At 35.9% G+C, this 13313-nt stretch carries 11 protein-coding genes and 1 pseudogene; 7 read left to right on the top strand and 5 right to left on the bottom strand.

Annotated features, from left to right (window positions below):
• Nucleotides 1-19 precede the first annotated feature (19 nt).
• Complete coding sequence (recN, locus tag DNJ77_RS07945; RefSeq protein WP_192877950.1) at nucleotides 20-1702, bottom strand: DNA repair protein RecN; 1683 nt, start codon at nucleotides 1700-1702, stop codon at nucleotides 20-22.
• A gap of 191 nt (nucleotides 1703-1893) precedes the next feature.
• On the opposite strand from recN, the gene DNJ77_RS07940 reads away from it, so the two are divergent.
• From DNJ77_RS07940 to lipA, 7 genes are all read left to right on the top strand, one after another.
• Entirely contained in the window at nucleotides 1894-2583 is a 690-nt protein-coding gene (locus DNJ77_RS07940) for an HAD family hydrolase (protein WP_116964461.1), read from the top strand.
• A 74-nt stretch (nucleotides 2584-2657) separates the two neighbouring features.
• Entirely contained in the window at nucleotides 2658-3848 is a 1191-nt protein-coding gene (locus DNJ77_RS07935; RefSeq protein WP_116964460.1) for a hypothetical protein, read from the top strand.
• A gap of 67 nt (nucleotides 3849-3915) precedes the next feature.
• On the top strand, nucleotides 3916-5214 hold the full coding sequence (locus tag DNJ77_RS07930; RefSeq protein WP_157966652.1) for a pyridoxal phosphate-dependent aminotransferase: 1299 nt from the start codon (nucleotides 3916-3918) through the stop codon (nucleotides 5212-5214).
• A gap of 63 nt (nucleotides 5215-5277) precedes the next feature.
• Nucleotides 5278-6531 (top strand): ATP-grasp domain-containing protein, encoded by a 1254-nt coding sequence (locus DNJ77_RS07925; protein WP_116964458.1) that lies wholly within the window; start codon nucleotides 5278-5280, stop codon nucleotides 6529-6531.
• Nucleotides 6524-7696 carry an ATP-grasp domain-containing protein gene (locus DNJ77_RS07920; RefSeq protein WP_192877949.1) on the top strand — a complete coding sequence of 391 codons (1173 nt, stop codon included), beginning with the start codon at nucleotides 6524-6526 and terminating at the stop codon, nucleotides 7694-7696. Before DNJ77_RS07925 ends, DNJ77_RS07920 begins: the two co-directional genes overlap by 8 nt.
• A 1-nt stretch (nucleotide 7697) precedes the next feature.
• Nucleotides 7698-8927, top strand: a complete 1230-nt coding sequence (locus tag DNJ77_RS07915; protein WP_157966651.1) for an MFS transporter — start codon at nucleotides 7698-7700, stop codon at nucleotides 8925-8927.
• 59 nt (nucleotides 8928-8986) lie between these two features.
• Nucleotides 8987-9973, top strand: coding sequence for a lipoyl synthase (lipA, locus tag DNJ77_RS07910; RefSeq protein WP_116964455.1), 987 nt, complete (start codon nucleotides 8987-8989; stop codon nucleotides 9971-9973).
• 94 nt (nucleotides 9974-10067) lie between these two features.
• Here the strand turns inward: lipA and DNJ77_RS07905 are convergent, their stop codons facing one another.
• The 4 genes and pseudogenes from DNJ77_RS07905 to DNJ77_RS07890 all read right to left on the bottom strand — a co-directional run.
• Complete coding sequence (locus DNJ77_RS07905; protein WP_116964454.1) at nucleotides 10068-10883, bottom strand: ABC transporter permease; 816 nt, start codon at nucleotides 10881-10883, stop codon at nucleotides 10068-10070.
• Entirely contained in the window at nucleotides 10884-11768 is an 885-nt protein-coding gene (locus tag DNJ77_RS07900) for an ABC transporter permease (RefSeq protein ID WP_420810633.1), read from the bottom strand. It lies immediately after the preceding gene.
• Nucleotides 11769-11791: 23 nt separating this feature from the next.
• Complete coding sequence (locus tag DNJ77_RS07895) at nucleotides 11792-12913, bottom strand: ABC transporter ATP-binding protein (RefSeq protein ID WP_116964452.1); 1122 nt, start codon at nucleotides 12911-12913, stop codon at nucleotides 11792-11794.
• 258 nt (nucleotides 12914-13171) lie between these two features.
• Nucleotides 13172-13313 (bottom strand): annotated as a pseudogene (locus tag DNJ77_RS07890) (IS5/IS1182 family transposase); the annotation flags it as partial.

Genomic DNA, 13313 nt, shown 5'->3' with positions numbered 1-13313 from the left:
ACTTTGGTTTTTGTTATGGTTATTGCAAATGATAAAGTTCGTACATCTCTTTTGCATGCTGTAAGGTTTTATCGGTCATCTCAACACCACCAATGATGCGAGCAGTTTCGTGAATTCGCTGATTTTTATCAAGCTCAATGATTTCAGAAACCGTATGATCTTTGAGGTGTTTTTTAACAATATGAAGTTGTTGATCGCCTTGAATGGACACCTGTGCTTGATGAGTGATACAGAGAATTTGGGCATTTTGTGAAACCTGTTTTAATAGTTTGCCAACGATCTCAGCAGTGCCACCACTAATTCCTACATCTACTTCATCAAAAATAATAGTAGGAGGTGCTATTTTTTTAGAAGAAACGACGTGAATAGCTAAACCAATACGACTTAATTCTCCACCTGAAGCGACTTTGTCAATTACAGCAGCTTGTTGTCCTGTGTTAAAGTTAATCAAAAATTCGCAGTGGTCTATCCCTGTCGCCTGCTGTGTTTTGCTTGGTGTGAGTTTGACATAAAATTCGCCTTTAGGAATATTAAGCTTATGAATATGTGTTTCAATCTCTTTAGCAAATGCTTTAGCTGCTATTTGACGCTTGTTACTTAGGTCTTTGGCCAGGTTAAGATAACTTTGTTGCAGCACATCTTTTTGTGCGATTAATTCTTTTAGCTTTTGTTCACTTTGATCGTGAAGGGATAAGCTTTGTTCAAGTTCTGCGATATGTTGATATAATAATTTCGGTTCGACTTTATGTTTACGAGCAAGCTTATAAATATGATCGAGTCTTTGCTCAACCTCATAGAGCTTCTCAGGATTGACTTCCAACTGATTAAGAATTGATTTTGCTTCTTGATCACATTCTTGGAGATAGACTTTAGCTTGTGTAAGTAGTTCTAATATGTTTTTGAACTGTGGCTGTTCACTATAAGAATATAGGCTATTTAATAGGTGATCTATCATACTTAATAAACTTTGTTCACTGTCATTTACAATATCGCTTATCTGCGCAATAGCTTGAATTTGTCCTTTAGCATTAGCTAGTTGCTTGTGATCACTATCTAATTGCTGAAGTTCATCTTCTTTCAATTCAAGTTGTTTAAGTTCATCATATTGATACTGCATCAAGACCAAAGCTATTTTTTCCTTAGCAATTTTCTCTTCTTCGTCAGTGATAGCATGAGTAAGCTCAGTTAGAGTTTTATAAGTTTGTGAAAGTGACTCAATTTCATTGATAAGACCTGCATAAGTGTCTAAACGTAAGAGTTGATTAGCTGATTCAAGTAAACTGTGATGCGCATTTTGACCATAAATACTAATAAGGTACGGGCTTAATGTTTTGAGTTGGTTTAACGTGACTGGAGCACCATTAATAAAAGCACGGTTTTTACCATCATGATGGATAATGCGCCGTAAAATACATTCACTGCCTTCATTGAGTTCCAATTCTTCTAGAAAACGTATTGCTTCAGGAATATCTTTAATAATAAAAATAGCGGAGATTTCACAAGGTTCACTCTGAGGATAATTCGATTTGTCAACTCTTGCACCTAGCACAATATTAAGTGCATCTAACAAGATTGACTTTCCAGCACCAGTTTCTCCGGTAATAGTGGTCATGCCTTGTTTAAAATGGATTTCAGTGCTTTTGATGATGGCAAAATTTTTAATACTCAAAAAACTTAGCATAGGCTCTTTCGTATCAAACACAGTGTACCAAAAATTTAACATATCTTAAGGCAAAAATCTTTTAAAATATCATTGAGGGGTGTGGGTTTGATAATTCTAAATTATTATAAGAGGTATGATAAAAACTGTGCTGCAAGTTGCATTGCACTCTAGTGCAATGTGGGAAGTGTCATGTAAACTAAAGCAACATAAATATGTAAGAATTTATTATAATGCCTAACATCACTCTTTTTGATCTTGACCATACTCTTATTTCTGTTGACTGCTCTAATGAGTGGACAAAATATCTCTGTCAACAAAACTTTGTGAATAACCCAAAAGCTTATATGGCAACTAAAAATGCCTATGCCCGCGCTTATCTTGAAGGTCAAGTTGATATGCTTGGCTTTTCTCGTTTTATATTGCAACCGCTGATTGGCTATAGCAGTGATGACTTGCAAAAAATATTTAATAATTTTGCCGAATATATTGTCAATGAATGTACTTATCCTGAGGCATATCATACCATCCAAAAGAGTATAGCTCAAGGTGGTAAAATTCTACTTATTTCAGCCAGTATAATTGACATTGTTCGTCCAATTGGTTTATTGCTTGGGTTTGAAGAAGATAATATTATTGGTGTACAAAGCATCAAGGAAAATGGGGTAATCACAGGAGAAGTGCTTGAGCCTCTGAGCTTTGCTGAAGGGAAAGTTTATCATTATCAGCAATGGCTTGCTCAACAACAAAAACTATTTAAAAACAGCATATTTTATTCTGACTCAATTAACGATGCACCATTACTAGAAATTGTTGATCAAGCTATTTGCATTAATCCAGATCCTAAGCTTAAAAAACTTGCACTCAAGAATGGTTGGGAAATCAAAATCTGGCAGATGAAAAATGCAATAGAATTTCTTTAGTTTTACAGTTTGAGATTTATTTTTGATAATCTTATTTTTTGTGGTATTGTTTCGTTTTGTAGGATGACTATATTATGGACTTTAATAGTATTAATCAAGAAGGAATACCTGTAGGAGGGAAGGAAATGAAATTGTTAATTATAGGGAATGGTGTTTTGGCGTCTATGGTAACAAAAATGTTAAGTTGGACGTTGCTAGAGCCTAAGCAAGTTGAAATTATCATTGGAACTAGAAATAGTCTTAGAGGAAAGCAACTGGTAAATCTTGCCTCATTGTCTTCACTTAATCTGAATAATCATATAACTATACGTCATGTAAATATTGATCTAGACAATGTTGAAGAAACATCGTGCACGCTAAAAGAACTCAACCCTGATATAATCTTTAATACAGCAACTATGCAGTCTTATTGGGTAATTTCAAGTCTCCCAGAGCCAATTTACAAAGCGCTTTCTTTAGCTGGTATTGGACCGTGGATTCCTATGCATCTTGCGCCTGTTTATAAGTTAATGAAGGCATATAAACAAAGTGGAATCAAAGGTATTGTGATTAACTCAGCATTTCCAGATGCTATAAATCCGGCTTTAAAAACACTTGGACTCTCCCCTGATATTGGAATAGGTAATGTTGCCAATATAGTTCCTGCCATACAATCTGCTATTGCATTAAAACATGAGATCAATGTACATGAAGTGCACGTAAAGATGGTTTGCCACCATGCAGTCAGCAATGCTATTCCATCACAAGGACAATCTAAAGCCCCATACATACTGGAAGCAAGAGATAGAAATGGAGAGGATCTTTTAGTTGGGATCTCTCATGATGATATTTTTAATTTAGTGAAAACAGAGCTTACTCGCCCACGTGGAAAAGATGGAATGTGGATTACTGCTTCTTCAGCAGCCAGGTTAATACAGGCCTTTACTAATAAGGAATTTACTTCAGTTCATGCGCCAGGACCTATGGGGTTAATTGGAGGCTATCCATTGCAAATAAAAGCTGGACAATATCAATTTGACCTCCCAGAAGATGTTACTCTAGAGCAAGCCATACAAATCAATAAACTTGGTCAGCAATTTGATGGTATTCAAGAAATTACGGAGGATGGGAGAGTCATTCTCATGGATGCCTCTGTCGAGATTGTGCACTCTGTTTTGGGTTATTATTGCAAGAACATTGATACTAAAAATATTGAGGTACATGCTTGGGAGTTAGCTTCACGCTATAAGAAGTTCGCTGAAAAATGGGAGTTAATTCATGCTTAAGCATCTCACTGAAGCAAGAAAAATACTGGGCGGGATTAATGACTCTGAACTAAAATTATATCCTTCAATGTTTGATAAGGATATCGTTTCTTTGGCGCATGGTGACGGGATAAGAAGACCTCATCCTGATGTCCTTACTAAAGGAATTGTGTCGTTATTAGATTCTGTAAATGGCTCTTTGGATGATTATTTGTACTTGCAAGAACATGATGAATTAAAGCACAATATTTTCTCAGATTTTATTGAAGATGGTATTGATCAAGATATTGCAAAAAATATTGCAATTGATTTTGGATCTTCAACGCTTATTTGTTCGATTCTACAAATTTTAAAACAAAAGCTTGGTTCCCTTCATTTTGTCATACCAACCTCTTATTACCACAATGTTCCTAAATGGTTTTCATTGTATGGAGGTAATCTAAATCATTTATATACCAAGTTAGATAGCGATTATAAATTAACAGCAGAAGAGTTAATCCTTTATCTTAATGAGAATAAACAAATAAATGGACTTTTCCTGCAAAATCCTACCCATAGCGGAGCGATATATACGAAGTGTGAATTGAAAAAACTTGCTCAAGTTGCTTATGATTATCAGATTTGGGTTATCGTTGATAGCGTATTTTCAGGTACAGAATTTGATTTTTCCAACAGAACGCCTCAACTAGAAGCTTTCAAAGAGTATGCTGACAAAGTTATTACCGTTAAGAGCGCTTCTAAGCGATTTAACCTAGCAAATTTACGCATAGGATGGTGTTGTGGGTCGCGGGAAATAATTTCTGAGATCAACTCATTTATTATCAGTCGTTCTGCCACTATCCCCAAAATACTGGGTGATATGGTGTCTGCGGCTTTTTGCATTCCAAAGAGCTATTTTGAAGAAAATAGCGTTGAATGCAAAAAAAGGGTGGGAATTATAAATATGTTGGTAAAAGAGATAAACCATAGCCTGAAAGAAGAATTAGTTTCAGTTTTGCATCAACCAGAATCAGGACATGGCATTGTACTGTGTTTTGATCAATTACTCGCAAAAAAGAAGGTCAAAGCATTGTCTATAAGAAATAGCCTTGATTTTTCAAGTTACGCATTAAGGAATTTCAAATTAGCGCTATCTCCGGCTATTACAATGGGATTTGATAAAATCAAAATTAGAGTGGCATATTCGTCAGTTGGGCTGAAAAAAACATATTTGGCTCAACAGAAAACTGAGCTCCAACTTAGCAAAAGAATTCTAAATGGGACAGACTTGATCGAACACCATACTTATTCAGGCAAACTTGACTTAAGTGGTTTTCATGAAGGAAGAAAGCTATTAACAAGAGCCTTTGAGAATGAGCTAACAGCCTGCTTAAAGAGTTTAATTTAATCACCACTTTTAAAGTTATATAGTGTAACTTGATTTTAAAAAGCTAACTAGAAGGAGAAAAAAATGTCATGTATTTACCTATTGGAGAGCAATATGGCAGGGAATGCAGCTATAGCAACTAGTGAAGCGAAAAAGCTTGGTTACAAAGTGAAATTCATCTGTACTAACATGACAGAATATGCTGATGCAGTTATTAATCCATGCACTTTTGCTGATGAGGTTCATGAAGTTAATACCTATGATATTACAAAGCTGCTTCATTTTTTTGAGGATGAAAAGGAATCTGAAAAGATAGAGGTTATTGTTGCTTTTGATGATTTTCGGATTGTTCAGGCAGCTATTTTAAATGCTAAATATACTCATAAAGGTGCTACTTTGGAGTCAATACTTGCCTGCCGTTTTAAAGATATAATGCGAAAAGCTGTTAGCCACCTTAAACAATCAGTGGCATATGAGGTCATTGACTTTAAACAAAAATACGACTCTAGTCCAATTGGTTATCCTTGTGTCGTTAAGCCAAATGATGAAAGTGGAAGTGTTGGGGTGAAAATTTGTCACAGCAATGAAGAGTTTATCGAGGCTGTCAATAATATTTATCAGCTCACTTCACCAAATTGTAGAGGGTATCAGATTGCGACAAAAATCCTCGTTGAAGAGTATATTCCAGGTGATGAGTATAGTGCAGAAATGGTTTGGAATCCTGATTTAAATGAGTGGTTATTATTGGGAGTGACAAAGAAATTTGTTTCTCCTCCTCCATATTGCGTTGAAGTTGGGCATATTTTCCCATTTGGAGATGCTCAATTTGAAAAAGAGGTTGAATTGCAGCTAAAAGAAGTGCTTGCAACAATAGGTTTTAAAAATAGCTTTGCCCATGTAGAGTTTAAAGTTATAGGTGGTGTTCTAAAATTAATAGAAATCAATCCTCGAGTTGGTGGGGATCAGATTCCTGAGCTGATGAAACTCGCCAAACACATAGATCCTATCGCATTATATCTACGCGCATCCCTTGGAATTAGGTTTGAAGCATTGGAGTTAGACAAAAAGCAACAGCAAAGTGAAGGAAAAACTTATGCCGCCATTTGCTTTTTATTTTCAACTAAAGAAGGAGAGGTGAGTCAACTTAAAATTGGCAGCAACTTTGAGCACAGTCATAAAACTCACCTTGCCCAACTTCCAAAGAAAATAAAAGGGTTAACCAGTACAGAAGATCGTTTGGGTTTTGTAATACAAACTTTTAGCTCCACATCACAGGCGATTAATTTTATTGAAAGCACATCACAAAAAATTGCAGTAGAGGTGTATGCAGATGAATAAAATTGCATTTATTGGCAGTAATGAGCTGTTACTGGATCGAGCGAAACAATTAAAGCTTTCAGTTGTTTTGATTCATAAAGCACAAGAAGTTACTGATAGATCACGTGCTTTGGCTGATCAGTGTTTGTTACTTGACTATGGAGACCATAATAATCTTGATTGCATGGTTTCCTTTCTGAAACATCATAAAGTTCAAGCCATTGTTACCTTAAGGGAAGATGCCCTTATTAGTGCTGCTTTGCTTAATAAAGAGTTGGGATTAGGTTGGGAAAACGAGTTAGTGATTACTCAAAAATTAAAAGATAAAGTTGCTATGCGCGAGTTTATAGCAACAAAACCCTATAGCGTTCCATTTTGTTCCATCACCCACCGTAAGGAGTTGATTGATTTTTATAACCAAATCAAAGCCCCGATTATTACCAAGCCTAAGAGTGGTGTGGGTAGTCAGAATGTTTCTAAAGTTGAATCTTGGAGTGACATAGCACAAATTGATTGTTCATCGCCTTTGATTGCGGAAAAATTTATTCATGGAATTGAATATTCCGTTGAGAGTTTCTCATGTAATACCCAGCATAATATTCTAGCAATTACTAAAAAGATGCTTTACCAAACTGCTGATAGTAAGTTTGTCGAGCAAAGGCATATTATTGGAGAGGAAATTCCTGCAAACGTTAATGCGCTAATTCATGACACAGTTATTCAGTTTTTGTGTGATATGAACGTAGAAAATGGAGCATATCATACAGAAGTTATCGTTGATGGTGGTAGTTGCTTTATCATCGAATCTCATAACCGCGTTGGTGGGGATAGCATCCCTGATCTTGTATATTTAAAGACAGGAATAGACTTGTATGAGTTAACTATCAGACAGCGTATGCGCTTAAGCTTGCCTTCATTAAAAGTTTCACCAAACACTATAGTGTGTTCTACAAACTTTTTTAACCCAACTTTGCATAAGGTCAAATGTGTTATTGGTCAAGAGCGTATGAGAATAAACCCACATGTTGCAAGTTATGAAATACGAGCAGCTATTTTTGAGACTCCGCAACTTGGGAGCTCATCTTATGATAGACCTGGTTTTTTTATTGCCTTTGCAAATAATCCTAAGACACATAACGATGTGGTTGATGGTATTTATCAGAACGTAAAATTTGAGTATGAATAAAATGAGGCAGATTTCTTTGAGGCAATCATTAAGGCGGTTAAATCCTAATTTTTCAAAAAATAACTATTTATTACTTATTGTTATGATGCTTTCATGTGTTGGGATGTTCGCTTTTTTTCCATATGTTGTTGTTGAACTTCCTATTTTTAGCGGAATATCCGTTAATGATATTGGTTTTTTAATGCTTATTGGGATGATTGTTGGGAATTTTTCCGCCTACATTCTGGTAAATTTATTGCCAAGCAAGGCGTCAAAAAAAGGGTTTTTTCTGACAATTATTCTTTTGGGCGTTGCCATTGTATTTTGTTATCTTAGCTCTTTATTTTTACAGGTAGCATATATTTTAATTCTTCTATGCTTACTGCTTTATCGTTTCAGTCTCGGCATATACTTTACTTATTCCAGAGTATTACAACTTGAGTACTTAGTGAATCAAAGCGATACAACTAAGCTTTTTGCCTATATTAAAATGGTTAATAGTTTAGGTGGAGCCATGGGACCTCTTATTGGTGCGTTAATGCTAAAATTAGCAGGCTTTCAAGGAGTTCTATTTTTTTCCTTGTTATGTTTTTTGATTTCAGCATGCTTGGTGGTAAGAGTTATTTCAACACCTACTACAACCAAAAAAACTGAACGCCAACCAATGCTTTTGTCATTTAGAGTCAATAAAAAGACTTTATTGATTGGCATTGCAAGTTTCTTTCATTTTATCTTTGAAGCACAAATATATACTTATTTTACGCTGATGATTAAGCAAAATTATCACGAATATACAGCTGTTATTTCGAGTATTTTTACTTTGAATTCTATCTTGCTTATTTTTATGACAATCAAGGTTATTAACCTTGTTGCAAGAATTAAAAATTATAGCTTTCAATATACTTTAGGTATCGGAGCCTCTTGTGTCGCATTAGTTTTATTTACTTTTCAAGCTGAATCATTACCTTGGCTTTATTTTTGCATTTTACTCTTTACGCTTGGTGAGATTATCGCGCCACAAGTTTCTGTTATTGCTATCTCGAATGAAAAAGACCCTACAAAACTCAAAGCCAATATGTCTTTCTACAATTTGTGTACTAGCTCGCTTGGCTTGGGTGTGGGTAGTTATTTAGGTGTTTATATCTTTGGGCTTGGAGTGGGCTCAATTGCGATCTTTACATGGTTTTTAATTTTTGTGTTGTCTGCTGTTTTCTTTGCATGGGCAATGCGTTATTACTCACATAACACTTGAAACTAGGAATAAGTTTTGTCATGATGAGCCACAGTTTTAAGTGTTAGTTGATATCTCTAATGACTAAATTAATTGATATCCCAGTTAAAGTGGAAAGCGGTGAGAAATACCAAACTGAGCTGGGCTTTAGTGCAGTAAAAGATGGCATTAAAAATAGTAAGGTCAATCCAGTTCGCATTCAAAAACCAGATTGGTTAAAAGTAGCTAAGCAGGACTCAAGCGAAACCTACCGTAAAGTGAAATCCATTACTAAAACACATCGCTTGTCAACGGTATGTGAAGAAGCAAAATGCCCTAATATTAACGAATGTTGGTCGCACGGTACAGCAACGATTATGTTAATGGGAAGTGTGTGTACGAGAGCGTGTAAGTTTTGTTCAGTGGATACAGGTAATCCCAAAGGGTGGCTGGATCGTGATGAGCCAAAAAATGCAGCAGAAAGTGTTAAGCTTATGGGCTTGGAATATGTGGTGTTAACCTCAGTCGATCGAGATGATTTAGAAGATGGTGGTGCAGGTCATTATGCGCAGGCGATTAATGAAATCAAAGCGCTTAGCCCTACGATTAAGGTCGAAGCGTTAACACCAGATTTCCAGGGGAAACATGAGCATATCGATAAACTGCTTAAGACGGACATGGATGTTTTCGCCCAAAACGTTGAAACAGTTGAACGCTTAACATATGTTGTGCGTGATCCTCGTGCGGGTTATTGGCAAACAATTAACGTCTTGAAATATGTCAAGCAGCAAAATCCAAAGGTATTAACTAAAACGAGTCTAATGTTAGGATTGGGCGAGACAAAAGAAGAAGTGCTTAAAACAATGGATGACTTACGCTTAGCACGAGTTGATATTTTAACGCTAGGTCAATATATGCAGCCGACTAAGCATCACTTGGTGATTGAGCGTTTTGTCACTCCAAAAGAATTTGAGGAATATCGCCAGATTGGTCTTGAAAAAGGATTTTTAGAAGTAGCTTCAGGACCTATGGTGCGTTCAAGTTATCGTGCTGATCGTGTATTTAAGCGTAATAATTTAGACTTATAACGCCGTGAAAAGTAATTGTTAAACTTGCAGATTTTTTTATTGATGGTGCCTTAGTTGAGATTTCTAGTAGCAAGGTTTTATCTTTCCTGTTGTATTATTTTCTGCTTTTCTTTTTCTTGGCTTCCATTTTAAAGGCAATATAGGCACCGATTACCACACAGGTTGAAATAATTGCAATCATAATGGTAGCAAGAGCATTAATTTCAGGTGTAGGACCATTTTTAACCGTTGAATAGATATACATAGGTAAGGTTGGATCGCTGCTACCAGCAACGAATTCAGTGATAACTAAATCATCTATTGAAAGTGTGAATGCCAATAAAAATGAGGCAATTAGGGAAGGAATAATTTGTGGCAGGGTAATTTGAAAAAAGATTCTTGCAGGCTTCGCACCTAAGTCCATTGCTGCTTCTTCAATCGAACGATCAACGCTAGCAATTCGAGCTTGCATGACAATTGTGACATAGGCCGTACAAAAGGTGATATGTGCAATAATAATGGTCATCATGCCACGACCATGTGGCCAACCAATTAAATTTTGTAATGAAGTAAACATTAATAAAAGTGATACTCCTAATACAATATCAGGTAAGACAAGCGGGGTGATCACCATACCATAGAGAAAGCTTTTACTACGGAAATATTCAAAGCGTGTCATTATATAAGCGATTATTGTGCCTAACGTAGTGGCACAAAGTGAGGCAATAAGCGCAATTTGCAAACTGATTAAGGCGGCACTAATGATGTCGCTATCATTAAACAGTGCTTTATACCAATCTAATGTAAATCCGCCCCAAAGGTTGATGATTTGGGAATTACTAAATGAAAACAATATAAGGATAAAAAGTGGGATATATAAGAAGATCAATCCAAGAATGAGCATTACTTTACTGTAAGAAAAGGTACGCATTTATAAACTTCCTGAGGCTTTAGCTTGACGTTGCTGAATTTTTTGCATCCAAATAACAGGTAATACAAGAATGATCAATAAGATAACCGACATTGCAGCTGACATCCCCCAGTTATTTGCAGTAAAGAACTGCTCCCAGATTATACTCCCAATCATAACGCTATTTAACCCACCCATGATCTGAGGTACAACAACTTCTCCAACGGCAGGGATAAAAACCAGTAGACTACCAGCGATTAATCCAGGCATGGATAAGGGTAGTGTTACTTTAAAAAATGTTTTAATTGGGGTGGCACCTAAGTCAGCTGCAGCGTCATTTAGAATTGGATCAAGCTTGATTAATATAGCATAGAGCGGTAAGACCAAAAAGGGTAAGTAGCAATAAACCATGCCTAAATACATTGAAAAATTATTATATAATAATGCCATGCTTGGCAAGCCAAACTCCATTAGAAAAACATTGAGTTTATGGTTACCAAGTAATGTCACCCAAGCATACGTTCGTAATAAAAACGATGTCCAATAGGGAATGATAATCATGATCAAAAATATAAGCTGAGTGTGCTTGCTTTTTATGCGCGAAAGCGCTAAAGCCATTGGATAGCCAATTAAAATACATAGAATAGTTGTTATAAGAGCAATACTTGCTGAGTCATAAAGGGCAATGAATACCAAATTTGAGCTTAGCGTTTGCATGTAGTTAGTTAAATGTAAAATAATATGAAGTGTGTGATCAGTGTATTGTGAAATAGCGCTAAAAGGGGGTGTTCCATCCGCAGGCACAGTAAAGCTTATAGCTAAAACAAATAAAAATGGGATAAGTAAAAACACCATAAACCATAACATAGGAACCAATATGACAAAGCGTTTTTGCCATTTGTGGATCAAGACTGAATCAATTATAAACCTCATGAATATAACACCATGATGTTTTCAGGTTCCCACGTTAAGTATACGGTATCTTCCCAGGTGGGGTGATCTGCATTGCGCTCGACGTTAAAATCTGTTGCTGTAATAAGTTTACCTGTTGCGCTTTCTACATAATAAGTCGATAAGCCTCCCATGTAAGCAATGTCTTTCACCTTGCCAACGATGGTGTTAATTGGTCGTTCTAGATTGTAATCTATTGGTGCAGTCTTAGAAATGGATATTTTTTCAGGACGAAGTCCAATCCATATTTGTTGTCCTTCAACACCTTCGATTTTGCGATCAAGTTTAAATACACTTTTTGTCTCATTAGAATCAATCGTACTAGAGTCATCATTTATTTCAGCAATTATTCCCTCGAAAATAGCACTTTTACCGATAAAACTAGCAACAAAGCGGGTTTTAGGAAACTCATACACTTCTTGTGGAGGACTGACTTGTTCAAGCCAGCCTTCAGACATAATACCAATGCGAGATGCCATTGTCATCGCTTCTTCTTGGTCATGTGTTACCATGATAAAGGTGCTACCAGTTTGTTCTTGAATGTCAACTAACTCAAATTTCATTTGATCACGCAAGTTTTTATCTAAAGCAGACAAGGGTTCATCTAGTAGTATTAGCTTGGGGCGTTTGGCTAAGCAGCGTGCTAAGGCTGCACGTTGTCTCTGACCACCTGATAATTGATGTGGCTTACGTTTTGCTAAATGTTCCATTTTAATAATTTTAAGTGCAGCTGCTGTGCGTGCAAGGATTTCATTTTTTGGTAGTTTATCCTGTTTCAAGCCAAACATGATGTTTTGCTCAATTGTCATATGTGGAAATAAGGCATAGGACTGAAACATCATATTAATTGGGCGTTTATAAGGTGGAACATTTGTCATGTCCACACTATCGATTAAAATTCGACCATCAGTTGGTTGCTCAAATCCTGCTAATAAGCGTAAAAGCGTACTTTTGCCACTACCTGAGCTACCAAGTAAAGCAAAAAACTCTTTTGGATAAATGTCTAAAGAAATGCCATCTACGGCAGTATGTCCATCATCAAAACGCTTAGTGAGATTGCGAATACTAATCAATGGTTTTTTATTGGTTATTCTCTCCATCGAGCATAAATCCCCCATAAGTTAGCGGTGTTGAAAATCAGGCTATAGGATAAAGAGGTTTTGATAAAATAGAAAGGAGATTAACGATCAAATTATTTTAAATTTTTATAGTTGCTTAACCTTATTATTCTTCTTTGATGAATATCAGTAAAACATGACCTACCATAAACCCTTATGAGAAAGTACTTTACGTGATAATTTTTTCGGTATTGTTATCATCTGGCACATTTGTTTTTATAATAGAATTCTTTCCAAACCTCAATTAGTCAATTCAAAGTTGTAAATTCCCGTTATTAAATTAAATCGAAGTCCAAACCTTTTTCGTCTATTCCGATATTTGTCGGCAATAATTTTAAAACGTTTTAACATGCCTATTACGTTTTCATTTAGTACACGGAGA

The organism is Fastidiosibacter lacustris (assembly GCF_003428155.1).
Taxonomy (GTDB): Bacteria; Pseudomonadota; Gammaproteobacteria; order Francisellales; family Francisellaceae; genus Caedibacter; species Caedibacter lacustris.
Note: the sequence above shows the minus strand (reverse complement) of the source record. Positions and strands in the feature narration are given on the sequence as shown.